At 43.3% G+C, this 23,123-nt stretch carries 24 protein-coding genes and 1 pseudogene; 12 read left to right on the top strand and 13 right to left on the bottom strand.

Annotation, left to right across the window (positions count from 1 at the left end; all coding sequences use genetic code 11):
- Positions 1 to 76 precede the first annotated feature (76 nt).
- Positions 77 to 1,078, top strand: coding sequence for a 2-hydroxyacid dehydrogenase (locus A391_RS0110680; RefSeq protein ID WP_019899291.1), 1,002 nt, complete (start codon positions 77 to 79; stop codon positions 1,076 to 1,078).
- A 39-nt stretch (positions 1,079 to 1,117) separates the two neighbouring features.
- Here the strand turns inward: A391_RS0110680 and A391_RS0110675 are convergent, their stop codons facing one another.
- The 3 genes and pseudogenes from A391_RS0110675 to A391_RS13970 all read right to left on the bottom strand — a co-directional run.
- Positions 1,118 to 2,005, bottom strand: coding sequence for a universal stress protein (locus tag A391_RS0110675; protein WP_019899290.1), 888 nt, complete (start codon positions 2,003 to 2,005; stop codon positions 1,118 to 1,120).
- A 38-nt stretch (positions 2,006 to 2,043) separates the two neighbouring features.
- Positions 2,044 to 3,168 (bottom strand): acetate/propionate family kinase, encoded by a 1,125-nt coding sequence (locus A391_RS0110670; RefSeq protein ID WP_019899288.1) that lies wholly within the window; start codon positions 3,166 to 3,168, stop codon positions 2,044 to 2,046.
- A pseudogene (locus A391_RS13970) lies at positions 3,156 to 5,096 on the bottom strand (phosphoketolase family protein); the annotation flags it as partial. The gene A391_RS0110670 and the pseudogene A391_RS13970, both read right to left, overlap by 13 nt.
- A 55-nt stretch (positions 5,097 to 5,151) precedes the next feature.
- Between A391_RS13970 and A391_RS0110655 the strand changes: the two are divergent.
- Positions 5,152 to 6,239, top strand: a protein-coding gene (locus tag A391_RS0110655; protein ID WP_088177624.1) for an IS3 family transposase whose coding sequence is annotated in 2 segments (ribosomal slippage) — positions 5,152 to 5,404 and positions 5,404 to 6,239 — 1,089 coding nt in all. Because the reading frame shifts where the segments join, the coding sequence is not laid out codon by codon here.
- A 33-nt stretch (positions 6,240 to 6,272) separates the two neighbouring features.
- Here the strand turns inward: A391_RS0110655 and A391_RS0110650 are convergent.
- From A391_RS0110650 to ccoN, 7 genes are all read right to left on the bottom strand, one after another.
- On the bottom strand, positions 6,273 to 6,728 hold the full coding sequence (locus A391_RS0110650; RefSeq protein ID WP_019899284.1) for a hypothetical protein: 456 nt from the start codon (positions 6,726 to 6,728) through the stop codon (positions 6,273 to 6,275).
- Positions 6,729 to 7,010: 282 nt separating this feature from the next.
- Positions 7,011 to 7,295 carry a FixH family protein gene (locus A391_RS0110645; protein ID WP_019899283.1) on the bottom strand — a complete coding sequence of 95 codons (285 nt, stop codon included), beginning with the start codon at positions 7,293 to 7,295 and terminating at the stop codon, positions 7,011 to 7,013.
- Between the two features lie 165 nt (positions 7,296 to 7,460).
- Positions 7,461 to 8,909: a cytochrome c oxidase accessory protein CcoG gene (gene ccoG, locus A391_RS0110640; RefSeq protein ID WP_019899281.1), complete on the bottom strand. Its 1,449-nt coding sequence runs from the start codon at positions 8,907 to 8,909 to the stop codon at positions 7,461 to 7,463.
- A gap of 17 nt (positions 8,910 to 8,926) precedes the next feature.
- Positions 8,927 to 9,841, bottom strand: a complete 915-nt coding sequence (gene ccoP, locus A391_RS0110635; RefSeq protein WP_019899280.1) for a cytochrome-c oxidase, cbb3-type subunit III — start codon at positions 9,839 to 9,841, stop codon at positions 8,927 to 8,929.
- Positions 9,842 to 9,903: 62 nt separating this feature from the next.
- Positions 9,904 to 10,041, bottom strand: a complete 138-nt coding sequence (locus A391_RS0110630) for a cbb3-type cytochrome oxidase subunit 3 (RefSeq protein WP_019899279.1) — start codon at positions 10,039 to 10,041, stop codon at positions 9,904 to 9,906.
- A 29-nt stretch (positions 10,042 to 10,070) separates the two neighbouring features.
- A complete protein-coding gene (gene ccoO / locus A391_RS0110625; RefSeq protein ID WP_019899278.1) occupies positions 10,071 to 10,697 on the bottom strand; it encodes a cytochrome-c oxidase, cbb3-type subunit II in 627 nt (208 codons plus the stop codon).
- An 11-nt stretch (positions 10,698 to 10,708) separates the two neighbouring features.
- Complete coding sequence (ccoN, locus tag A391_RS0110620; protein ID WP_019899277.1) at positions 10,709 to 12,145, bottom strand: cytochrome-c oxidase, cbb3-type subunit I; 1,437 nt, start codon at positions 12,143 to 12,145, stop codon at positions 10,709 to 10,711.
- Positions 12,146 to 12,368: 223 nt separating this feature from the next.
- On the opposite strand from ccoN, the gene A391_RS0110615 reads away from it, so the two are divergent.
- The 7 genes from A391_RS0110615 to A391_RS0110585 all read left to right on the top strand — a co-directional run bounded on the left by A391_RS0110615 (position 12,369) and on the right by A391_RS0110585 (position 18,425).
- Positions 12,369 to 13,838: an ABC transporter substrate-binding protein gene (locus A391_RS0110615; RefSeq protein WP_019899276.1), complete on the top strand. Its 1,470-nt coding sequence runs from the start codon at positions 12,369 to 12,371 to the stop codon at positions 13,836 to 13,838.
- Positions 13,828 to 14,307 (top strand): L,D-transpeptidase, encoded by a 480-nt coding sequence (locus A391_RS0110610; protein WP_019899275.1) that lies wholly within the window; start codon positions 13,828 to 13,830, stop codon positions 14,305 to 14,307. Before A391_RS0110615 ends, A391_RS0110610 begins: the two co-directional genes overlap by 11 nt.
- Before the next feature lie 106 nt (positions 14,308 to 14,413).
- Positions 14,414 to 15,328 carry a nickel ABC transporter permease gene (nikB, locus tag A391_RS0110605; RefSeq protein ID WP_019899274.1) on the top strand — a complete coding sequence of 305 codons (915 nt, stop codon included), beginning with the start codon at positions 14,414 to 14,416 and terminating at the stop codon, positions 15,326 to 15,328.
- A gap of 24 nt (positions 15,329 to 15,352) precedes the next feature.
- The gene (locus A391_RS0110600) at positions 15,353 to 16,144 is read left to right on the top strand and encodes an ABC transporter permease (protein WP_019899273.1); all 792 of its coding nucleotides are present in this window, start codon (positions 15,353 to 15,355) and stop codon (positions 16,142 to 16,144) included.
- Between the two features lie 13 nt (positions 16,145 to 16,157).
- Complete coding sequence (gene nagZ, locus A391_RS0110595; RefSeq protein ID WP_029144128.1) at positions 16,158 to 17,204, top strand: beta-N-acetylhexosaminidase; 1,047 nt, start codon at positions 16,158 to 16,160, stop codon at positions 17,202 to 17,204.
- 52 nt (positions 17,205 to 17,256) lie between these two features.
- Positions 17,257 to 17,646, top strand: a complete 390-nt coding sequence (locus A391_RS0110590; RefSeq protein ID WP_019899271.1) for a hypothetical protein — start codon at positions 17,257 to 17,259, stop codon at positions 17,644 to 17,646.
- 89 nt (positions 17,647 to 17,735) lie between these two features.
- On the top strand, positions 17,736 to 18,425 hold the full coding sequence (locus A391_RS0110585) for a Bax inhibitor-1/YccA family protein (protein ID WP_019899270.1): 690 nt from the start codon (positions 17,736 to 17,738) through the stop codon (positions 18,423 to 18,425).
- 87 nt (positions 18,426 to 18,512) lie between these two features.
- On the opposite strand, the gene tadA is transcribed toward A391_RS0110585, so the two are convergent.
- From tadA to A391_RS0110570, 3 genes are read right to left on the bottom strand one after another with little or no spacing between them, the layout of a single operon-like run.
- Entirely contained in the window at positions 18,513 to 19,010 is a 498-nt protein-coding gene (gene tadA / locus A391_RS0110580; protein ID WP_019899268.1) for a tRNA adenosine(34) deaminase TadA, read from the bottom strand.
- A 42-nt stretch (positions 19,011 to 19,052) separates the two neighbouring features.
- Positions 19,053 to 19,505: a phosphate-starvation-inducible PsiE family protein gene (locus A391_RS0110575; protein WP_029144127.1), complete on the bottom strand. Its 453-nt coding sequence runs from the start codon at positions 19,503 to 19,505 to the stop codon at positions 19,053 to 19,055.
- An 11-nt stretch (positions 19,506 to 19,516) separates the two neighbouring features.
- A complete protein-coding gene (locus A391_RS0110570) occupies positions 19,517 to 20,431 on the bottom strand; it encodes a LysR family transcriptional regulator (RefSeq protein WP_019899264.1) in 915 nt (304 codons plus the stop codon).
- 328 nt (positions 20,432 to 20,759) lie between these two features.
- On the opposite strand from A391_RS0110570, the gene A391_RS0110565 reads away from it, so the two are divergent.
- The 3 genes from A391_RS0110565 to A391_RS0110555 are packed head-to-tail and all read left to right on the top strand — an operon-like array spanning position 20,760 to position 23,119.
- The gene (locus tag A391_RS0110565; protein WP_019899262.1) at positions 20,760 to 21,371 is read left to right on the top strand and encodes a YceI family protein; all 612 of its coding nucleotides are present in this window, start codon (positions 20,760 to 20,762) and stop codon (positions 21,369 to 21,371) included.
- Between the two features lie 59 nt (positions 21,372 to 21,430).
- Positions 21,431 to 22,510: an alkene reductase gene (locus A391_RS0110560; protein ID WP_019899260.1), complete on the top strand. Its 1,080-nt coding sequence runs from the start codon at positions 21,431 to 21,433 to the stop codon at positions 22,508 to 22,510.
- Between the two features lie 6 nt (positions 22,511 to 22,516).
- Positions 22,517 to 23,119, top strand: a complete 603-nt coding sequence (locus A391_RS0110555) for a nitroreductase family protein (RefSeq protein WP_019899259.1) — start codon at positions 22,517 to 22,519, stop codon at positions 23,117 to 23,119.
- Positions 23,120 to 23,123: the final 4 nt, after the last annotated feature.

Raw genomic sequence — 23,123 nt, 5'->3', positions numbered from 1 at the left:
GTTAATACATCATATTGGACTGCGTTGAGGCGTTGCTGGCGTTTTTGGTTGGTTTATTTCATGATGGTGAGTAAAAATGCGCGTTGCTGTATTTAGCACTAAATCTTACGACAAAACTTATCTTGATTCAGCCAATGCGGGTCAGCATCAACTGGTTTACTTAGAGCCTAGACTCGACTCAACGACTGCCTTTGCTGCCGAGGGTGCGCAAGCTGTGTGTGTCTTTGTGAATGACGTACTTGATGCTGAAGTGATTGCAATTCTAGCAAAACAGCGTGTGCAGTTAATCACTTTGCGCTGTGCAGGTTTTAATCATGTCGATTTAGAGGCCGCAAAACTACATGGTATTACTGTGGCACGCGTACCAGAATATTCACCACATTCAGTAGCTGAACATGCTGTTGCCTTAATGTTGACGCTGAATCGTAAGATTCACCGTGCTAGCGCACGTGTACGAGAGGCTAATTTTTCATTAGATGGATTGCTCGGTTTTGACATGCATGGCAAAACTGTTGGTGTCATCGGCACAGGTAAAATTGGTCAGTGCGTGGCAAAAATCATGTCGGGATTTGGATGTAGGGTATTAGCGTTTGACCCATATCCCAACCAAAAGTGTATAGAGGCAGGTGCAACTTATGTGGCACTACAAACGCTATTAAGTAATAGTGATATTGTCAGCTTGCATTGCCCATTAACGCCTGAAACTCATCATTTAATTGATGAAAAAGCGATTAAGCAGATGCGGGCTGGGGTAATGCTGATTAATATTAGTCGCGGAGCTGTCATTGATACTCGTGCGATTATTCGTGGATTAAAGTCTGGTGTGATTGGTAGTTTAGGGCTGGATGTGTACGAAGAGGAAGAGTATCTATTTTTCAGGGATTTATCCAGTACCGTTATTCATGATGATGTATTTGCGCGCTTATTGACGTTTCCCAACGTAGTCATTACTGGACATCAGGCATTCTTTACTAATGAGGCATTAACAGAGATTGCCGGTACTACCATTGCCAATATTTCTGCATATGAGCTTTCTGGTAGTGTTGTGCATCCTGTTTCTGTGGAGCGGCTTGTTTAATTAATTGTCGTCATCGTTGTAGTTTTTAAATCAGTATTCTTAGTTGGTTAAAAGTACATCACAGGTTGCAGAATAGGCCACACCTTTACTTACACTACCAAGTAACCAGTTTTCAATCCCGCTTTTCTCATTTTTACCTATCGTGATTAAATCAGCGCGCTGCGTTTTTGCATGATTACAAATACTTTGTGACGGGTAGCCAGACAGTATTGTTCTCGATACTTTTGTACCAAGGGCCTGCTCATTAAAAATTGCACTGAGTCTGCTATCTGCATCTGCTAACGCTTGAGTGCGGTACTGTTGTAATAATGCTTCATTCATGCCGGCCTTGTACATATGCGCTTCCTGATTGGTATCAAATATCAGCAAACCTTCGATTTGTGCATCTGGCGCGATTGTCCGTGTGAGTGCAGGCACTTTCTCCGCGCCAGCTGTGAAGTTAACTGCCGCGATGACGTGCCTATATGGCGGCGTTGTGATGTCTTTGTTTTTAACAATCAGAATTGAGCTTTTGGACACTGCCATCAGCCTAGAGCAGGTCGAGCCTAGGAGCTTTTCAAGTAAGGTATGCTCACCTTGAGCGCCTGCTACAATCAGCCCAGCATGGACTTGCTCAGCATAATGAGAGATTTCTGTATGCGCACGTCCTATGCGGGTTGCTGCTTCTACGGAAATGTTAAATTGCTCCCGTAGTTTAAATGCCATGGTGTCTATTTGCGTTTTGACTATTTCTTGCTGTGCTTGTTGGTAGTGTGTTTGAAAACTGAAGGAAAGCTCTGAGCCCGCGTATAGATCAAGCGGATGTACTACATGGATCAGATGCAGTTTTGCACCAAGTGCTTTACTAATTAAGGCGGCACGATTGACTGCCAAATCTGCTTCTGCTGAAAAATCAGTACCTGCGACTACATGGGTAATGGGTTGCATGTTACTCTCCTCAATCAAGCGTTGCCTAATCACTAAAACTATAGATGACTGAAACTATAGGCTAATCTAGCAATTTCTGCTTCCTCATCGGCTGGAATCATCAAAATAGGTTTTGAATCCATGTTGCTTAACACTGTGGCATGTTGTTGGTTTTTTTCAATATTTAATTTGAATCCCATAAACTCAAGATGATCACAAATCATCGCGCGTACTAATGCAGAGTGTTCTCCAATGCCACCTGTAAAGACAATGGCATCAAGCCCACCCACTTTTGCTGCGTATGCGCCTATTGTAGCCCTAACTTGCCTTGTAAAAAAAGCAATTGCAAACTTGGCGTGAGCGCTATTACTTTCAATTAGAGCTGACATATCGCTACTTTCACCATTTGATAGTGCCAATAAGCCCATTTTTTGATAAACAAGTTCTGAAAGTGCATGATAGTCGTGGTCTTTTGCCAACTCTAACATCACCCCAGGGTCAATATCTCCGCTACGTGTTGCCATTGGAATGCCACCCGCAGGGGAGTAGCCCATGCTGGTATCAATAGAGCGTAAATTCTTAATCAGGCATAAACTGGCACCATTGCCAAGATGCGCAATCACAATATGGCCATTGGCAGTTGCACCAAGGTGCTGGGTTAGTTGTTGTGCAATGTTTGCGTAATTAAGCCCATGAAAGCCATAGCGCCGATAATCGAGTGCTTTGGGTATTGGGAGGCGATAGGCTAGTTCTGAAAGGGTGTGATGAAAGGCTGTATCAAAACAGGCGACTTGAATTAATTTAAATTGATGTGCAAACGCTTGCGTACAAATATCCACACCTTGCAGGTTACTTGGCATGTGGAGCGGTGCTAAGTGAGTGATGCTCTCAAGCCTGCTACGTTCATTGGCATCAATCAGTCTGGCAGCTTCGGCAATGTCACCGCCATGCACAAAGCGGTGACCAATTAACAGCGTCTGCCTTTTTGATGACTTGGCATCTATCCTAAGAGATATTTTCAGGTCGTCTAGTAATTGCTCAAACGCTTTGGCGTGATAGTTACCATGCTTCTGATCTGGGGTTTGCCTGTAGCAATAATTAATACGTTGACCATCTGCCAGAAACAAGCTGGCCTTGAGGCTGGATGAGCCACAATTGATGGTGAGTGTATTTAGTGTTTCCATGTCCACTCGTCTTCTTCTGGTAGATCAACGCCATGTTCATAGGCGTATCGGCAACATTCAATTTGTCTGTTGCGTAGTTTTTCTTGAACATGCCCGCCAATTTTTTGTAGGGACGGGATGCGATTAATTGCATCAATCGCTAAGCTAAATCGATCAATCTGATTTTGTATAGCGAGTTCTAATGGGGTGTTGATACTGCCTTTCTCTTTATAGCCACGAACATGCAAATTGCCGTGGTTGGTTCTGCGGTAGGCAAGGCGATGTATCAGATATGGATAGCCATGGAAGTTGAAGATGATAGGCTTGTTCGTAGTAAACAGGCTATCAAACTCACGATCAGATAAGCCATGGGGGTGCTCAACTTGTGGTGACAATTTGTACAGGTCTACGACGTTAATGAAGCGTACTTTAATTTGTGGAAAATGCTCACGTAATAACGAAGTTGCCGCCAGCGCCTCTTTGGTGGGTATATCGCCCGCACACGCCATCACTAAGTCTGGCTCTTCACCTTGGTCGTTACTTGCCCAATCCCATATACCTAGACCTTTTGTGCAGTGCTCAATGGCCGCGTCTATATTTAAGTATTGCAGATGCTTTTGTTTGTCGCAAACAATGACATTGATGTAGTCTGTGCTATTAAGACAGTGGTTTGCCACTGACAGTAAGCAGTTCACATCGGGTGGTAGGTAAATACGTGTGACTTCTGGGCTTTTGTTCACCACAATGTCTAAAAAACCTGGGTCTTGATGCGTGAAGCCGTTGTGATCTTGCCGCCATACTGTAGAGGTGATGAGTAAATTTAAAGATGAAATAGGTGCGCGCCATGGCACATCTTTAGACATGGCTAGCCATTTTGCATGTTGGTTAAACATCGAGTCAATGACGTGTACAAAAGACTCATAAGTTGAGAAGAAACCGTGGCGACCCGTGAGTAAATAGCCTTCTAACCAGCCTTCAACAGTATGCTCAGATAGCATCTCCATGACACGACCATCTGGAGATAGCTCGCCGCCATCGGCATCTTCTGGCAAGTAGTCGGCTAGCCAAGTTTTTTTACTTACCTCATAGATGTCATCAAGTTTATTTGAGCTATTTTCATCTGGGCCAAATACGCGAAAGTTTTGCATATTTTTTTGCATGATATCGCGTAGAAATTTACCCAGTGGCTTTGTATTGGGTGCGGAAATCTTTCCGGGCGCTTCTAATGCAAGTGCGTGGTCGTTAAAGTTAGGCATACGTAATGCTTTGCGCAACAAGCCGCCGTTGCCGTGAGGGTTCGCACTCATACGGCGTTCTTTTTGCGGGGCAAGGGATTTTAGCTCGGCATTTAATTGACCATTTTCATCAAATAACTCTTCTGGTTGATAGCTCCGTAACCAAGTTTCTAGTTGCGTTAGATGTTGAGGGTTATCCTTAATGTTGCTCATCGGTACTTGATGCGCCCGCCAGAAACCTTCTACTTTGTGCCCGTCAACTTCTTGGGGACCTGTCCAGCCCTTAGGGCTGCGTAACACGATCATTGGCCACAGTGGACGTTTGGGATTGTTAGTATCGCGTGCTGTTTTTTGTATTGCTTTAATCTCTTTAATGCATTGGTCTAGTGTGGCAGCCATTTTTTGATGCATGGTGTTCGGGTCGCTACCCTCTACAAAATGCGGCGTCCATCCGTACCCCATGAAGAGATGTTTAATTTCATCGTGTGAAATACGGGAAAGAATACTGGGGTTGTTAATTTTATAGCCATTGAGGTGCAGTATTGGCAATACAGCGCCATCACGAATGGGGTTAAGAAACTTATTAGAATGCCAAGAAGTGGCAAGTGGGCCTGTTTCAGATTCGCCATCCCCAACCATGACGGTAACTAGCAGGTCTGGGTTGTCATAAGCTGCGCCAAATGCATGTGAAATACTATAGCCTAGGGTAATCCCCCCAGCAAAAAGTAACGATTAAAAGTAGAATTTCCACTAATGGGAGATTTACGAAATGAAGCACTCGAAATTTACAGACAGTCAGATTATTGATGCATTAAAACGTGTGGAGGGTGGTTTACCTGTTCCTGAGCTATGTAGAGAGGTTGGTATAAGCTCAGCTACTTTTTACAAATGGCGTGCAAAATATGGCGGGATGGAAGTATCCATGATGTCGCGCATGAAAGAGCTTGAACTTGAGAATGCTCGGTTGAAGAAGATGTACGCTGAAGAAAGATTAAAGTCAGAGATTCTGCAAGAAGCCATCACAAAAAAGTGGTAAAGCCATCTCTGCGTCGTGAGATGGCAGTTAAAGCGGTCACAGAAAAGACGGTATCCATTCGATTGGCTTGTGCGATGTTTAATATCAGCGTGAACTGCTACCGTTATCAACCAAAGCTTTCTGCTGAGAACCAGTACATCAGCGACTGGCTGCTAAAGTTAACTGACAATAATCGCAACTGGGGCTTTGGTCTGTGTTTTTTATATCTACGTAACGTCAAGGGATACAGCTGGAATCATAAGCGCGTTTATCGCATTTACAAGACGTTGGAGCTTAATTTACGTATCAAGCCAAGAAAGCGCCTCAAGCGCGAGAAACCAGATGCGCTGATTGTACCGATGGGCATGAATCAGGTATGGTCGATGGATTTCATGCACGACCAATTGCAAGATGGCAGGAGCTTTAGATTGTTCAATGTGATTGATGATTTCAATCGGGAGTCACTGGGTATTGAAATTGACCTATCCTTACCTTCTGAAAGAGTCATTCGCGCATTAAATCAGATCATTGAATGGCGGGGTAAGCCAAGTACGTTGCGCTGTGATAACGGCCCTGAGAATATCAGTGGTGTTATTCAAGCTTGGGCTGCAAGACGTGGGATTGAAATTAGTTATATCCAACCAGGCAAGCCACAACAGAATGCTTATATTGAACGATTTAACCGTACAGTGCGTTATGAATGGCTATCGCAATATCACTGGCAAGATTTAGATGAGGTAAGACTATACGCCACTCAATGGATGTGGCGTTACAATCACGAACGTCCAAACATGGCCTTGGGCGGGATAACACCAATACAGCGGTTGGCTATGGCCGCTTAACTCTACTTTTAGTCAATGCTAAAAATGGGGGGATTACCCTAGCTCGCCACCTTCATGAATTGAGCCCGGCATTTCTGGGGTGCAGTGGCTACCGATACCACCTGGAAATGAGAACTCTTTAAAAAAGTGCTTTAGGCCTTCTTCATCTTCACTTTTGTTTGGGTAAACCTCACTATAAGTGCCCTCTAAGTAAATTGGGCCTAACACACCAGGCGCACCATGCCCTGGACCTGCTAAAAAGACGGCGTTCAGATCAAACTTCTTGATTAAGCGGTTGATATGTACATAAGCAAAACTTAGTCCTGGACTAGAGCCCCAATGTCCAAGTAAGCGTTGCTTGATATGTTCTGGCTTGAGCGGCTGCTTTAGAAGGGGGTTGTCTCGTAGGTAAATCATGCCTGCCGCGAGGTAATTACATGCTGACCAGTAGCGATGGATGAGTGTCAGTTCTTGTGTAGATAGTACATTGGTGTTTGCTTTTTCGCTCATCGGTCATTCTCCTTTAAGCCTGTTATCAACTAAATGTATCTACTGGCGTCATCAACCTAATGCTTATCACTTACCGATAATATTAGCAGGTTTTTGATGGCATCAATTTTATAAAAGTATTAAATACTAAATATAAACATGAGCTTAACTTGGATGCTAACTGCGCCTACTGCTGTGTAGGCATAGTTTCATGGGTAGGTTTGCAAGGCTAGTCTGAAATTTAGGAAGTCATGTAACTTTAAATTTAATTCTCTTCGCTACCTTTGCGATTAGCATTGATAGCTAAGGCTGACTAGGTTTTATCCCCGTAGCAGCATGGTTTCGCCCCTGAATGGCAGGCACTAAACCATCGTGTCTACCTTCTAATGTTTTGTTAATTTCAATACCTTTGCGGTAGTAATCTACATCAACTACTGGATCTGGTACTTTGATCGCAAAGTAGAGCGTGATAAATGATGCCACAACCACCGTGAGTGGGCCGCCAACCACCAGCCACATGTGACCGTAATGCCACCATGCTTTTGATGCGATCTCGGTACTTAACTCACTGCTGTTTATATTGCGCATATTTACCTCTAATTAAAACAGTTTATATTGTTTGATTGACATCACTGACGTGATGAAAATATTCACTTTATGCCTATTTATCTAAATGCTGCTTTTCTAAGTGCTGTTGGCCTAAATAATTTTTATCTAAATATTGATACTTAGGGACTGATTATTTAATACTGATTATCTTGGCACTAGAAATATAGATTTCTCAGTGACAACATCATCGCTCTCTGTGGCTTTTATTTCAAATGTGACTGTATGTGAGCCAGACTTCATTGATCCATCTGGAATCTGCAACCTGACAGGAACCCCACGGGACTCAGCAGGATTAACTGCTACCGTATGATTGATGTCTAACACATCTGACTGAATCACGAGTTGATCAAGGCCCGTAGCATTGAGTTGGTAATGCTGAGTAGATTCTGTTGCATTCATAATCTGTAGTCGATATACATTTTCCAACATTCCACCTTCAGCTAAACGCGCCATGACACCACGGTCACGAATGACATCTACTTTAAATGGAGAGCGTAACCATAAACTCGTTAATAAAGTGACCACTAGTAAAACCAGTACGGTTGCATAAATCATCACACGCGGGCGTAAAATACGTTTTAACATTTGAGCATGTGACCAACCATTGGTCATTGCGGTTTGTGTTGAGTATTTAACTAATCCACGTGCATAGCCCATTTTATCCATGACGGTGTCGCAAACGTCGGCACATGCGCCACAACCAATACACTCATATTGCAATCCCTTACGGATATCAATGCCAGTAGGGCACACTTGCACACACATGCTGCAATCGATACAGGAACCTAAGTTTTGATTGGTTAAATCAGCCTTCCGTGAACGGCTACCGCGAGGTTCACCGCGTGCTTCATCATAAGTGACGATTAGCGTATCATCGTCGAACATTGCACTTTGGAACCGTGCGTAAGGACACATATACTTACATACTTGTTCACGCATGAATCCTGCGTTACCGTATGTTGCGAACCCGTAAAATCCAATCCAGAATGTTTCCCATGGCCCAAGGCTCATATTCATTACTGAAGTGCTTAATTCACGAATTGGTGTGAAGTAGCCTACAAATGTAAAGCCAGTCCATAAGGCAAAAGCAATCCATACAAAATGCTTCGCCCCTTTTTTAATGAGTTTCTTGCTGGACATTCCAGCACCATCTAACTTCATTCGCGCGGCGCGGTCACCTTCTATTTTTGCTTCAATCCAAAGAAATATTTCGGTATAGACCGTTTGTGGGCATGTATAGCCGCACCATAACCGACCAGCAATCGCTGTGAATAAAAATAATGATAAGGCAGAAATGATGAGAATTGCAGTGAGGTAAATCAGATCTTGCGGATATAAGACTAAGTTAAAGATATAAAAGCGTTTCGCTTCTAAATCAAATAATAAAGCTTGGCGGCTACCCCATTCAATCCAAGGAATGCCGTAAAAAACTATTTGCGTGAGCCATATCATGACCCAGCGCCATTTAGTAAAGAACCCGAAGGTGCTGCGCGGATATATTTTCTCAGCAGCAGCGTACAAATTAATCACAGTTGTCTCGCTAGGCGCATTTAATGCACTTGTTGAGGCCTTCGGGTCTTTAGTATTGCTCATATTAAATGTGAATACCTTTATTGTTGACTAGCGTTGTTAGATAAACTCCATACATAAGCAGTTAATACATGAATTTGCTCAGGTGAGAATTTAGTTGACTGTGCAGGCATTTGGTTTGTTACGCCAAGATTGATGCGTTTAATAATCGCTTCTTCGCCAGCACCATGTAACCAGATGTTGTCACTTAAGTTAAGTGCACCTACTGCTTGATTACCTGTTCCATCTGCACCATGGCAGGCTGCACAGGCTGCAAACTTCTCTTTACCGAGCGCAGCGCGTGCAGTGTCATGTTTGCTGGATGAAAGACTAAGTACGTAGTTAGCTACATTTTTCACATCTTCTTCATTACCAACTGCAGCAGCCATTGGAGGCATCATGCCAATTCGACCATTAGTGATGGTTTCATTGATTTTCTCAGCGCTACCGCCGTGAATCCAATCGTTATCAGTCAAATTGGGAAAACCCTTGCTACCATGTGCATCAGAGCCATGACATAGCGCACAGTTGTTCATAAATAAACGCTCACCAATCGCTTGCGCTTCTTTATTTGTAGCAAGCTCTTCAATTGGCATTGCCGCAAATTTGGCATAAATCGGTGCAACTTTTGCATTGGCTGCAGCCATTTCTTGCTCATATTGACCTACTTGTGACCAGCCCAACTTGCCAGTATAGCCACCCAGTGCCGGGTAAGCTAAGAAATAAAACAATGAGAACACAATCGTGATAATAAACATCCATACCCACCAACGCGGTAATGGGTTGTTCATTTCGCGTAGGTTTTCATCCCACACATGGCCGTTGGTATTGTCGCCATTTGGGCTACTAGCTTTAATTTTGCTAGTTACCCATAGTAACAATGCACAACCAAATACACCGGCCAAAGAGATCACCGTAATGAATATTGGCCAAAAACTACTGGTAAAGTCGCTCATTTTGTTTTCCTCTAAACTTCTAAAACGAAGTTTTAAAAAGTGTTTATTTTGTCTTTTAAACTTTAATCATTAGTAAAGGGCAGATTAGCTGCTTCTTTAAAGTCTGATGTATTGCGGCGTTTCCAAGCCCAACCCATGATGCCCAGAAACACAACAAAGCTAGCAATAGTGGCAAGAATCCGTAGTGTATTGATATCCATGGTATTGCTCCCTTAATATTTAAGATAAGTTATTTAAGATGTGTGCCTAATACTTGCAAGTAAGCAATCACCGCATCTAACTCTGATACATCCTTGGCTTCTTCAGCCGCACCTGCAATTTGCTCGTCTGTGTATGGCACACCAACTGCACGTAATGCACGCATATTTGGTGCAAGCGAGGCCGCATCTACTTTGGTTGTTTCCAACCAAGGGTAAGCTGGCATAATTGACTCAGGTACAAGATCACGTGGGTTAATTAAGTGAATACGTTGCCATTCATTACTATATTTACCACCTACGCGGTGTAGGTCTGGTCCAGTACGTTTGCTACCCCATTGGAATGGGTGATCGTAAACAAATTCGCCAGCGACAGAGTAATGGCCATAGCGCAATGTTTCAGCACGGAACGGACGAATCATTTGTGAGTGGCAGTTATAGCAGCCTTCACGAATGTATATATCTCGTCCAGCAAGTTGCACTGGTGTGTATGGCTCTAAACCTTTAATTGGCTCAGTCGTTGATTTTTGGTAGAACAACGGTACGATTTCTACCAACCCGCCAAACGCAACGACGACCAATATCAGCACAATCATCAGAAAGTTGCTGGTTTCAATTTTTTCGTGGCTGAAGCCAGTATTTTTATCTTGATTAGACATGATTGTTTTCCTTAAGCGTGAGCAGCAACTGGTGGAATAGTGGCTGTAGCAGCTTTACCACTGGTTGCTGTTTTAATAACGTTCCACAACATGATAGTCATACCGCTTAGATAGAGCAGACCACCCAACATACGAATGATGTAGTAAGGTTGTTTTGCTTTCACAGACTCAACAAATGTGTAAGTAAGTGTGCCGTCTGTATTGATAGCGCGCCACATTAAACCTTCCATCACGCCAGAAATCCAAAGTGCTGCGATGTAAAGCACAATACCTACTGTTGCAAGCCAGAAGTGCAACTCAATCGCTTTAATGCTATGCATTTGTTTTTGACCAAATAAGCGTGGAATCATGTAGTAGATTGCACCCATTGAAACCAAGCCAACCCAACCTAAAGCACCTGAGTGAACGTGACCAACTGTCCAGTCTGTGTAGTGTGAAAGTGAGTTAACAGTTTTAATCGCCATCATTGGGCCTTCAAACGTACTCATACCGTAAAAAGACAATGAAACAATCATGAAACGTAAAATCGGGTCTGTACGTAATTTGTGCCATGCGCCTGATAAGGTCATCATGCCGTTAATCATGCCGCCCCAGCTTGGTGCTAATAAAATCAATGAGAACGCCATCCCTAATGACTGTGTCCAGTCAGGCAAAGCGGTGTAATGTAAGTGGTGAGGACCCGCCCACATATAAGTAAAAATCAATGCCCAGAAGTGCACAATAGATAAACTGTATGAATACACAGGACGGTCTGCTTGTTTCGGCACAAAGTAATACATAATGCCCAAGAAACCAGCGGTTAAGAAGAAACCAACCGCGTTATGACCATACCACCACTGCACCATTGCATCTTGTACACCAGCGTAAGCTGAGTATGATTTCATCATGCTAGCTGGCATTGCCGCGCTGTTCACAATGTGTAATAAAGCAACGGTCAGAATAAACGCACCAAAGAACCAGTTTGCAACATAAATATGCTTTACTTTACGTGTACCAATCGTGCCAAAGAACACAATCGCATAAGACACCCATACAACTGCAATTAGCAAATCAATTGGCCACTCTAGCTCTGCATACTCTTTACCTTGTGTGAAGCCTAACGGTAAAGAAATAGCAGCGGCGACAATGACTAATTGCCAACCCCAGAATGTAAACTTGGCTAACGATGGTAGGAATAGAGTTGTATGACAAGTTCTTTGCACCACATAATATGAAGTAGCAAATAAGGTGGAGCCACCAAATGCAAAAATTACTGCATTCGTATGTAGTGGACGTAAGCGACCAAAACTGGTCCAAGGTAAGCCTAGGTTAAGTTCAGGCCAAACGAGTTGGGCGGCGATAATCACGCCTACCAACATGCCGACCACGCCCCAAACCACGGCCATGATAGAAAATTGCCGTATAACGGAGTCGTTATACGTGTTTGATTGCGAATTCGAGACTTGCATTTAGTTCTCCCCCAAAGTGCTTTTAAAATGCCATTAATAATTTATTGCGAGTTTACACGTGGCATTTTGTCGCAGCTTTGGTTTATGGCATTTGATTCAAATCAAATCGTTTGCGATTCAAAAAATTAAATGTAGATGAATAGAACTCAAAAATTTTTAGAAAAGGCTGTTTTCATTGGCTAGTTTGAATCCTAACTTTTGTAAATCAAGTAAACTACCGCACATGAAAGTATTGAATTTTTTATTGGTAATCTGTTTTTTGCAGCTTACTGCCTGTGATTTTGCAAGAGAAGATACAAGTAAAGATGCGAGTGTGCATCAATTAGCACCTATTCACTTTGCGCTATCTCAAGCGCCGTTAAGTTTAGATCCCAGAGTGGCGACAGATGCAGCATCTGAGCGTGTGATTCGATTAATTTATCAGCCCCTGGTCGATTTTGATCAACACTTTAAACCAACCCCTAAATTGGCATCATGGCAGATGGTCAGTGCAACTGAATATCTTGTTTCTTTAAGGTCACCGCGCCCACTATTTCACAATGAACAGCCGCTTAATGCTGAGGACGTAAAAGCGACTTATGATGCGATTATCCAATTGGCTAATTCACCACTCAGCGCTGAGTATGCCAATATTCAAAAAATCACCGTGCACGATCAAGACCATCTGACTTTTTATCTTAAACAGCCAGACCCCTATTTTGCAGAGAAATTGATTATCGGGATTATGCCGAAACGGTTACTTGAACAACAGCATGACTTTGCGCGCTACCCAATAGGGAGTGGCCCACTGGCTTTTGTTGAAAAGAATAACAAGTTAGTGTTGCGTAGAGTCGCTGATGGGCAAATTATTACACTCAGTGAAGTGAAAGATCCGACTGTGCGTGTGCTGAAGTTATTACGCGGTGAAACTGATTTGTTGCAAGGCGAGCTACCTGCTGAACTGGTAAAGTACCTGCAAACCAAGCCTGAGGTCACTGTAAAGACTGGCCTAGGCGCCAATTACTCCTATTTGGGCCTGAATATGCAAGACCCTGTGCTAAGCAACCTTAAAGTAAGGCAAGCCATTGCACATGCGATTGATCGACAAGCTTTAATTGATAAAGTCATGGTTAATCACACGCGTATTGCAGGTGCCATTTTGCCGCCAGAGCATTATGCTGGTAACCATCATTTAAAAGCTTATGATTACAACCCCGAGCTTGCTAAACGCTTACTCACTGAAGCTGGGCTTAGTTTGCCAATCAAGCTTGTCTATAAAACTTCTACAGATGCGCAACGCGTGCGTATCGCAACAATATTGCAAGCGCAAATGCGCCCTGCTGGGATAGAGTTGGAGATTCGGAGTTTAGACTGGGGTACATTTTTTGAAGATGTCCAACAAGGCAATTTCCAATTGTTTGGGCTCACTTGGGTGGGTATCAAAACACCTGAAATCTATACCAAAGTATTTAGTACCAATCATTTTCCGCCTAATGGGTTTAATCGTGGTCGGTTTTCAGATGCAAAGTTAGATAGCTTGCTTGCAAAAGAGGACTGGCAGGCGGCAACCGACAGAATTCATGAACAATTGCCTTATATTCCACTATGGTATGAGGGGCAGTTTGCGGTGTTTAATAAAGAAATCAGCAACTACTTACCAAAATCAGATGGCAACTGGGACGATTTAGCTACAATACGTAAATATGCACATTAATATTTCTATTCTGCAACAGAAACTAACCTTGCTTGATGAGTCGGGTAAGGTGAAAGCGCAATACGCGATATCCAGCGCGGCTAATGGCGTAGGTTGCGAGAAAAATAGCGGTTGTACGCCACTAGGCGCACATATCATTCGCGCCAGAATCGGCGATCAGCAGCCACTCAATGCCGTATTTGTCGGCCGTAGGCCAACAGGTGAAATCTGTACACCGGAATTGATGGCGGAATTTCCTGAGCGAGACTGGATACTGACCCGCATCTTGTGGCTATCTGGTAACGAGCTAGGTAAAAATAGATTAGGCAATGTAGACACGATGCAACGCTATATTTATATCCATGGCACGCCTGATAGTGTTGCCGTTGGAAGTCCTGACTCGCACGGATGCATCCGTATGCGCAATACTGACATCGTTGAGTTGTTTAATATGGTGCCAGTAGGCACTTCTGTGATGATTGCTGAGTAATGCTGATTTTTTTAAGGGTTACTATAGCATGCCAAGTGCTGAAACAGTATTATTTAGTGTGTATGTCATTAATCAATCATCACTATCGATATGGTGAGCAACGTCGATGAATATCATCAAACGTTTAACGAGCTTGTTGACAGTCATTTTTGGCGTATTGCTACTTACTTTCTTGCTGATTCATTTGGTACCAGGCGATCCTGTCGATGTCATGTTGGGCGAGTCGGCAAACATGGCAGATAGAGAAGCGTTACGTGCGGACTTAGGGCTGGACCAGCCACTGGTTAAGCAGTTTGGCAGCTATTTGGCAAAGCTGGCGCAAGGTGACCTTGGCAAATCTATTCATACGCAAACCCCGATTATTGATCTGATTCAAGCACGTTATCCTGCCACTTTGAAACTGGCCTTGCTATCCTTATTGATTGGTATTGTGGTGGGTGTGCCACTAGGTATTTTTGCCGCGCTTAAAGCTGGGCACTGGCAAGATTTTATAGTGACCATCGTTTCTGTGCGTTTGTCAGCGATGCCTGCATTCTGGCTTGGGCCAGTATTGATGCTCATATTCGCAGTCTGGTTGGGTTGGTTGCCAGTGAGTGGGATGGACTCAGGCTCATCCATTATTTTACCCGCCGTCACTTTGGGTTTTGGCTTAAGCGCAATTCTTACGCGGATGACACGCACCAGTTTACTAGAGGTGTTAAACGATGATTATATTCGTACTGCACGCGCTAAAGGCTTAAGTGAGCAAACCGTGATATTGCGTCATGCCTTGCGTGCAGCATTGTTGCCGATTATTACGATTGTTGGTTTGCAGATGGGTAGCTTGCTTGCTGGTACGGTAATTACCGAAACCATTTTTAGCTGGGATGGTGTGGGGCGATTACTGGTGGAGAGTATAGAAAAACGTGATTATCCTGTCACACAAGCTTGCGTGCTGATTGTTGCTTTAAGTTATGTGCTGGTGAATCTGGCTACGGATGTTTTATATCGATTGGCCGACCCAAGAGTTCGCCATGCTTAAGGACGTTAATCGTAAGACTATTCAATGAAATTTACTTCCTATTCAATTTTAGCGTTTTGGCTTATCGCTGTGTTGCTTGGCAATGTACTTCAGCTTAACCCTAATGCGATTGATCTCAAGGTGATTTTACAATCACCTACTGCCCAGCATTGGTTTGGCGCTGATGATTTAGGCCGTGATATTTTAGCGCGCGTGTTAAGTGGGGTTGAAGTATCGTTCTTGGTCGCGCTCATCGTCACTGGCGTGACGATGACAATCGGCGTGCTTGTCGGCTTACTGGCTGGATTCTACGGGGGCAGGGTAGATGCCGTGCTGATGCAAATAACCGATATTTTTTTAGCGTTCCCTGGTATTTTATTAGCCATCGCTTTTGCTGCCGTGCTTGGCCCTGGGCTTGGCAACTTAATCATGGCTTTATGTCTAACAGGTTGGGTCAGTTATGCGCGATTAACGCGTGGACAGACCTTAAGTTTGCGTCATCGCCAACACGTGCAGGCCGCAGAGTCATTAGGTGCAGGGGTGCCGCGATTACTGTTTCGGCATATATTGCCTTTATTAGCTTCTATTTTAGTGGTAGAAGCCACTTATAGCTTAGCGAGCGTCATGATTGCAGAGGCTAGCTTGTCATTTCTTGGTTTAGGGATACAGGCGCCAGATGCGTCGTGGGGCGCGATGTTGCGAGATGCTGTGCGCTATATGTTAATTGCGCCGCATTATGTATTAATTGTAGGCGGATGCTTGATGAGTTTGATTTTAGCCATTAATCTAGGCGGAGACTATTTGCGCGACGCTTTAGATGTTAGAAAACCAGATTAAGAAAAGAGATTGCATGAGTTTAGGTCCAGTCATGTTAGATGTTGTTGGCACAGAGTTAACCGATGACGACATACGACGTTTAAAGCACCCACTCGTTGGTGGTGTAATTCTATTTAAACGTAATTATGAAAATAATGCACAGCTTAAAGCGCTTACTGCAAGTATTCATGCAGTACGTCAACCGCCCTTGTTGATTGCAGTTGATCATGAAGGCGGACGTGTACAGCGTTTCAGAGATGGCTTTACTAAAATTCCACCCATGCGCGAGTTCGGTAAGATTTGGGATAAAAATCCTAAAAAAGCCAAAGAGCTAGCCACAGAAGCGGGTTGGATTTTAGCGGCAGAGCTACGTGCACATGGTGTGGATTTTAGCTTCACGCCAGTGCTGGACATGGATTATGGGGATAGCTTAGTCATTGGCGACCGTGCGTTTCATCTAAATTCACAAGCGATTAGTGATTTAGCGTATGCACTAATGCAAGGTTTAAAAAAAGGCGGCATGGCGGCCGTTGGTAAGCACTTTCCAGGGCACGGTTTTGTGGTCGCAGATTCGCATGTGAGTATGCCAGTGGATGAGCGTGAGTTTGACCAGATTGCACAGCACGATATGCAACCGTTTAGAATGCTGATTGATGATGGTATTCAGGCGATTATGCCTGCCCATGTGATTTACGCTAAAGTGGATAATAAACCTGCTGGATTTTCACTGCGCTGGTTGCAAAAAATATTGCGAGAACGCTTAGGCTTTAATGGTGTGATTTTTAGTGACGATTTAAGCATGGAAGCAGCAACCGCAGGCGGTGATGTCACAACACGTGCTTTAGAAGCACTTAATGCAGGGTGTGATATGGTGTTGTTATGCAATCAGCCAGCCATGGCAGATGAGCTGTTGGACAATCTAAACTGGACTATCTCCGCACAAAGCCTGAGCCGATTAGCACGTATGCATGGGCATAGGCACCCATTAACGATGGATGCACTGCATGAAAGTGCTGAGTTTGTTCGGGCAGTGCATCAAGTCGCACAGGTTGGTGTTGTAGAGGGTGAGCTGTTTACTTAGGTGAATAGACTAATCCAAGCCAACAATGAAATAAGCTATTAAAAATAATGTGATGCAAAATAAAGCCAATCACTTACAAGATGACGAAAAACCTAGTCTATTAGATAGGTTGGGTACAGCGATATTGGCGCCTATCGCTTTTAATTTTAGCATCATCATCGTACTGTCCTTAATATTCAGTGGAGCAAGAAAGTATATTCTTTACTTTAAGAATCCTGTCCGTTTACTTTATGGCGTACCAGGTAATTATTTATTGCTAGTGTCTATAATCTTGCCTGCAATAATAGGTTTTATGTTGGGTATGAATAGGTTTACAACTTTATATGGACACTTTTTCTATACAAATTCAGAAAGCGAAAGAAGCATATCAATGACAGTTTTTGTATGGGCTATGTTGTTATTAATGGCTTACATACTTTCAGCTATGGGTTTCCCGTTTTAGACTGTTTCAACTATAAATTTTACTTGAAACTTATAGCCTTAATAGGTATCTTAGTGTTAGTAGTATTTTTAATATAAAGGAAATAAATAATGTTAGACAACACCCCAGTATTAGGTCGTTCAGAGTCGGCACAGTTAGCGACGAATCGAGTCTTGCGTAATACATACGCGCTGTTGGGTTTGACAATGATTCCAACAGTGATTGGTGCTTTTATCGGCATGAGCATGAATTTTGCGATTGCACAGCAACATCCATTTATTTTTGCAATTGGTGCAATGGCTGTGATGTACGGTCTATTTGCAGCAATTTCAGCTAACCGTAACAGCAGTTTTGGTGTGGTACTTTTATTAGGCCTAACATTCTTAATGGGGATGTTGCTTGGCCCAATTCTACAACATGCACTTAACCTGAGTAATGGTGCACAAATCGTTGGTTTAGCGGCTGGCGGTACAGGTATTATTCTGATGACGTTAGCTGGTATTGCAACGACTACCAAAAAAGACTTTAGCTTCATGGGCAAGTTCTTATTGGTTGGTATTATTTTACTAATTGTTGCTTCATTAGCTAATATCTTTCTACAAATTCCAGCCATGGCACTTGCTTTGTCAGCAGTTGGTGTCATCTTATTCTCTGGCTTTATTTTGTACGATGTTAGCCGTATCGTAAACGGTGGTGAAACCAATTACGTCATGGCAACACTAGGTCTTTATTTAAGCATCTATAACCTATTTACAAGCTTGTTACATTTGTTAATGGGTTTGATGGGTGGTAACGACTAATAACGATTGTTAATACATACGTTTAGATTAAAAAACCCGCTTCGGCGGGTTTTTTTTATGCAAGCTATGTTCAGCTGTTGGGTGTAATTATTGGCGTTGCAGTTTCGCTAATTTACGACGCTCAGAAAAGAAGTTGGATAGCACTTTCCCGCATTCGTCAGCGAGTATGCCGCTTATCACCTGCGTATGATGGTTAAGTTTTTGCTCCCCCATGAGGTCTACTACACTGCCACATGCGCCTGTTTTTAGGTCATTTGCACCATAGACTAGTCTGGCAATTCTGGCATGCTGTATTGCGCCCGCACACATTGCACATGGCTCTAAAGTCACATAAAGCGTGCAGTCAACCAGACGGTAGTTACCTAAGTTTTTTGCTGCATTACGCATGGCCTGAATTTCAGCATGTGCACTAGGGTCATGTGAGCCGATGGGTGCGTTGCTGCCGCGACCTATAATTTCGCCATCTTTCACAACAATCGCACCAACAGGAACTTCACCTGCGATGGCGGCTTGTTCTGCTAGGGCTAGCGCGATGGACATAAAAGCTTGGTCTTGTTCCAAGCTGTTAGCAGTATTGCTTGTCATTTTTCGAGGTGGCCTAATATTTTTATACAGTCAATCAATTGCTTAGTCTTTTTGCTTTTGACCCCAGCGGATTAATACATAAATTAAACCTAGCACAAAAGCGCCACCTACCCATGTTGCAATCTCTTCTGTAGTTGGTGAAAGATCCTGCACTGGCATCACAATTAATTTACGTAAAAATAGTACCAGTACAACTTCAACAAACGTTTCTACTAATAGCTTGCTACCTTGCAGGTAGCGTATTTCTGCAGAAATCAGTGCGGAAATTGACCATAGCAACATCAGTGTGCCAAGTGCATGTAAAAAGCCATGCACAAGGTTATGTGCAGTTGCGGCCGCATAAACATCCTTAAAAAACAACCAAGTAAACATGATGACTGAGGTGGCAAGCGCAAGCCCGATGATGACGTGAGCAAACCCATTTAGCCACTGCATCGCCTTGATGGCGAAGTTGTTGATCGTGGAAAAGTTCTTTGGTAATTGTTCTTGTGACATGCTAATTTCTTTCATTGTGCTGGTGATAACAAAATATCATTGATGTTCAATAATTGGAATTGTTTAATGAGCCATTGTTGTGCTTTGCCGCCGTCACTCCGCCAAGCTAGAAAAATGGTGACTTCATGCTTTGGTTCTGCAACCTGTTTAATCATTAGCAGGCCTTTGCTAGCGTATTGCTCTGCTAGCTGATGTGGGATGTACCCAGCACCCAGACCAGCAATTTGCGCTTGTAATTTTAAATGCATATTAGGCACGGATAGCATATCTTGCCCAGTTAAAATGCCAGATGTGCGTGGCGGCAAGTTGCGTGAGCTATCTGCAGCTGAAACTGAACGGTATTGGATAATGTCTTGATTTTGCAATGGCTCTGCCAATTTGGCAAGCGGGTGGTGCGGCGCCACGGCATAGCTAAACATCAGCGTGCCAATTGGTTTTGTCATAAATCCTGCGTTAGGCGGTGCGTCGCCGGGTGCGCCTAAGGCAATGTCCGCACGTCCGCTGATGAGTGCATCCCAACTGCCCCCATATACTTCTTGCGATAATCTTATTCTGGTGCCGAAATGCTGGGCATAGAATTTCTCTAGAATAGGATAGACACTTGTGATATCAAATAAATCACTGACAGCGATGGTTAATTCAGTTTCTACGCCTTTTGCAACACGTTTCACCCTAGATTCTAGCTCACTGGCTGCGTTCAGTAGGATACGACCTTCTTTGAGCAGCTCTGCTCCAGCTAAAGTAAGTTCTGCACGATGGCCGCTACGGTTGAACAGTTTGATGTTTAGGTCTTCTTCAAGCTTTCTTACTGTATAAGTAACTGCAGAAGGCACGCGGAACAGTGATTCTGCGGCAGCTGCAAAGCTTCCTTTACGGGCGATCGCATCTAAAACTTCAAGTGATTCTAAAGAAAGTTTTATCGACATAGGGGTTGGTGAATCTTAGTCAATTTTTTTGAACAAATCATGCAAAATTATTTGCTATTAGTATATTCTCATTAGTAATAACATGCTCTTAATTATTCAATTAACTTGAATGATGGTGTTAATTTGCAATGGGATATTATGTTCCGCATTGAGTCAGTGTGTGCAACTTTATGCCATCATGTTTGACCAACACCATAGCTCGTGATGAATTGGAAAAACCATTCAAGGTGAAGTTACACTGAAGAATAGTGTACTGTTTAATCATAGATAACTACTAAATTTTATTAAAAATTGCGATAAAAAACCAAGTCTAGAAAAAGGATACGATATGAAATACTCACATTTAAAAACGACAGCACTATTGTTTGGTGTACTATTTTCAGGCATGAATGCGGCCGTTGCAGCACCAGTCACTTACAAGATTGATACGGCACATAGTTTTGCTAACTGGAGTGTTCGTCACGTAGTCGCAAAGGCGTCTGGCACATTTAACGAAATTACAGGCAATATTTCTATCGATGCCGACAATTTAGCAAACTCATCAGTTGATGCAAAAATTAACGTACTTAGTGTCAACAGTGGGTTGGCTAAGCGTGATGCGCATATCAAGGAGAAGGATTACTTGAACGCGGGTCAGTTTGCAGAGATGCGTTTTGTTAGCACAAAAATTGAAGCAAAGAGTGCTACAGTAGGTATGATGACTGGCAAGTTCACCATGAATGGCGTGACTAAAGAAATAGTGTTGCCGTTTAAAGTCTTGGGTTTTGGTAATGATCCATGGGGTGGTGAGCGCAGTGGTTTTGAGGCTAAAACATCACTTAAGGCCTCTGATTACGGTTTTGGTTGGGGTGTAAAACCAAATGCACCAGTTGGTGATGATATCGAAGTTACGTTATTGATTGAGGCAGTAAAGCCTTCTGCTGAAAAACCAAAGAAATAATCAAAAAATAAATTATTCAATCAATTAAGGTTGAGCGTTCGGGAATATTAGGAGTAATAATGGCATTAGACTTATTTAGCCCAGTAAAGCTGGGAAGTATGCAATTGAGTAACCGTATTGTAATGGCTCCACTGACACGTAATAGAGCTGGTGAGCACGGCGTACCACAGCCACTCAATGTGACATATTACGAGCAACGTGCAAGCGCTGGGCTGATTGTGACTGAAGCAACACCAATATCAGCGATGGCACATGGCTACCCTGCATTGCCGGGCATTTACACTGATGCTCAAGTCGCTGGTTGGAAAAAAATTACCGATGCGGTGCATGCAAAAGGTGGGAAGATTGTGATTCAGTTATGGCATGTAGGCCGTATTTCTCATCCAACACTGCTACCTGATGGCGCATTGCCTGTTGCGCCATCCGCAATTAAACCAGCTGGCAAAGCATTCACTTATCAAGGTCTGGTCGATTATGTTGAGCCACGTGCATTAGATGCAAATGAGTTATCAAGCATTGTGGCTGACTACGTGCATGCGACTAAATCTGCGCTCGCAGCTGGTTTTGATGGTGTAGAGATTCATGCGGCTAACGGATATTTACTTGATCAGTTTTTACGCGATGGTACTAATCAACGTACTGATCAGTATGGTGGTAGCTTTGAGAACCGTGCGAGATTTTTGTTGGAAGTGACAAAAGCTGTGGTGGATGTAGCTGGTTCAGATAAAGTGGGTGTGCGTATTTCACCTGTGAATCCTTTCAATGATATGAAAGATAGCAATCCGCAAGCCTTGTTTAACTTTGTGACTGAGTCATTAAATCAGTTTAATCTTGCTTATCTGCACGTGGTCGAAGGTGGTATTCACGGTGGTGGTATTGCAGACCCATTTGACTTTGATGCGTTGCGCAAGTTGTTCAAAGGCCCTTACATGGCTAATCTAGCTTATGATAAAGCCCGTGGTAATGCCGTTGTTGCAAGTGGCCATGCAGATGTAGTGGCTTATGGTGTACCATTCATTGCTAATCCTGATTTAGTTGAACGTTTTAGAACAGATGCGCCTTTAAATGAGGCGGACTCATCAACATTCTACGGCGGCACAGAAAAGGGCTATACCGATTACCCATTTATTGAGGCTTAAATAACCATGCATAAACCTGCTATTACCCAATTACCAATTGATACTACGCTTGCTAATCGTTGGAGTGGTCGCGCTTACGATGCAGCGAAAGGCGTTACACACGCGCAAGTGATTACATTACTTGAGGCCGCAAGATGGGCACCATCATGTTTTGGCGATCAACCTTGGCGATTTGTTGTCTGGAATAAAGGCTCAGATGCAGCAAGCTGGCAACAGGCATTTGATTGTCTTGTCCCTGGTAATCAGGATTGGGTAAAGAACTCACCATTGTTACTGTTGATTTGCGCAGACACCTTGTTTGGCCACAATCAAAAGCCAAATCGTTGGGCACAATATGACACAGGTGCAGCAGCAGAAAACTTATGTTTGCAAGCATCTAGCATGGGTCTGATGGCGCACCAAATGGGTGGGTTTGATGCGGATAAGACACGAAAGGAATTTAATATTCCAGAACAGTACACTTTGATGGCAATGGTAGCGGTTGGATATCCTGCTGATATTGCAACTTTAGCGGGTGAGGCCTTAGCAAAAGAGACTGCTGAACGCGTGAGAAAGCCTTTGTCAGATTTGTTTTTTGATGCTGCCTGGGGTAACTCTATTAAAGCGTGAGTAA

The sequence above is a fragment of the Methylotenera mobilis 13 genome, assembly GCF_000384255.1.
Lineage (GTDB): Bacteria > Pseudomonadota > Gammaproteobacteria > Burkholderiales > Methylophilaceae > Methylotenera > Methylotenera mobilis_B.
This window is presented reverse-complemented; position numbering and strand designations above follow the sequence as displayed.

What these genes read in the sequence shown, in the direction of transcription:
- nikB (WP_019899274.1), top strand. Translation starts at nt 14,414, where the DNA reads ATGAATATCATCAAACGTTTAACGAGCTTGTTGACAGTCATTTTTGGC.
- ccoP (WP_019899280.1), bottom strand. Translation starts at nt 9,841, where the DNA reads ATGAGCGACTTTACCAGTAGTTTTTGGCCAATATTCATTACGGTGATC.
- ccoN (WP_019899277.1), bottom strand. Translation starts at nt 12,145, where the DNA reads ATGCAAGTCTCGAATTCGCAATCAAACACGTATAACGACTCCGTTATA.
- tadA (WP_019899268.1), bottom strand. Translation starts at nt 19,010, where the DNA reads ATGACAAGCAATACTGCTAACAGCTTGGAACAAGACCAAGCTTTTATG.
- A391_RS0110565 (WP_019899262.1), top strand. Translation starts at nt 20,760, where the DNA reads ATGAAATACTCACATTTAAAAACGACAGCACTATTGTTTGGTGTACTA.
- A391_RS0110630 (WP_019899279.1), bottom strand. Translation starts at nt 10,041, where the DNA reads ATGGATATCAATACACTACGGATTCTTGCCACTATTGCTAGCTTTGTT.
- A391_RS0110610 (WP_019899275.1), top strand. Translation starts at nt 13,828, where the DNA reads ATGCACATTAATATTTCTATTCTGCAACAGAAACTAACCTTGCTTGAT.
- A391_RS0110680 (WP_019899291.1), top strand. Translation starts at nt 77, where the DNA reads ATGCGCGTTGCTGTATTTAGCACTAAATCTTACGACAAAACTTATCTT.
- nagZ (WP_029144128.1), top strand. Translation starts at nt 16,158, where the DNA reads ATGAGTTTAGGTCCAGTCATGTTAGATGTTGTTGGCACAGAGTTAACC.
- A391_RS0110585 (WP_019899270.1), top strand. Translation starts at nt 17,736, where the DNA reads ATGTTAGACAACACCCCAGTATTAGGTCGTTCAGAGTCGGCACAGTTA.
- A391_RS0110575 (WP_029144127.1), bottom strand. Translation starts at nt 19,505, where the DNA reads ATGTCACAAGAACAATTACCAAAGAACTTTTCCACGATCAACAACTTC.
- A391_RS0110555 (WP_019899259.1), top strand. Translation starts at nt 22,517, where the DNA reads ATGCATAAACCTGCTATTACCCAATTACCAATTGATACTACGCTTGCT.
- A391_RS0110590 (WP_019899271.1), top strand. Translation starts at nt 17,257, where the DNA reads ATGCAAAATAAAGCCAATCACTTACAAGATGACGAAAAACCTAGTCTA.
- ccoG (WP_019899281.1), bottom strand. Translation starts at nt 8,909, where the DNA reads ATGAGCAATACTAAAGACCCGAAGGCCTCAACAAGTGCATTAAATGCG.
- A391_RS0110670 (WP_019899288.1), bottom strand. Translation starts at nt 3,168, where the DNA reads ATGGAAACACTAAATACACTCACCATCAATTGTGGCTCATCCAGCCTC.
- A391_RS0110615 (WP_019899276.1), top strand. Translation starts at nt 12,369, where the DNA reads ATGAAAGTATTGAATTTTTTATTGGTAATCTGTTTTTTGCAGCTTACT.
- A391_RS0110600 (WP_019899273.1), top strand. Translation starts at nt 15,353, where the DNA reads ATGAAATTTACTTCCTATTCAATTTTAGCGTTTTGGCTTATCGCTGTG.
- A391_RS0110560 (WP_019899260.1), top strand. Translation starts at nt 21,431, where the DNA reads ATGGCATTAGACTTATTTAGCCCAGTAAAGCTGGGAAGTATGCAATTG.
- A391_RS0110675 (WP_019899290.1), bottom strand. Translation starts at nt 2,005, where the DNA reads ATGCAACCCATTACCCATGTAGTCGCAGGTACTGATTTTTCAGCAGAA.
- A391_RS0110645 (WP_019899283.1), bottom strand. Translation starts at nt 7,295, where the DNA reads ATGCGCAATATAAACAGCAGTGAGTTAAGTACCGAGATCGCATCAAAA.
- A391_RS0110650 (WP_019899284.1), bottom strand. Translation starts at nt 6,728, where the DNA reads ATGAGCGAAAAAGCAAACACCAATGTACTATCTACACAAGAACTGACA.
- A391_RS0110570 (WP_019899264.1), bottom strand. Translation starts at nt 20,431, where the DNA reads ATGTCGATAAAACTTTCTTTAGAATCACTTGAAGTTTTAGATGCGATC.
- ccoO (WP_019899278.1), bottom strand. Translation starts at nt 10,697, where the DNA reads ATGTCTAATCAAGATAAAAATACTGGCTTCAGCCACGAAAAAATTGAA.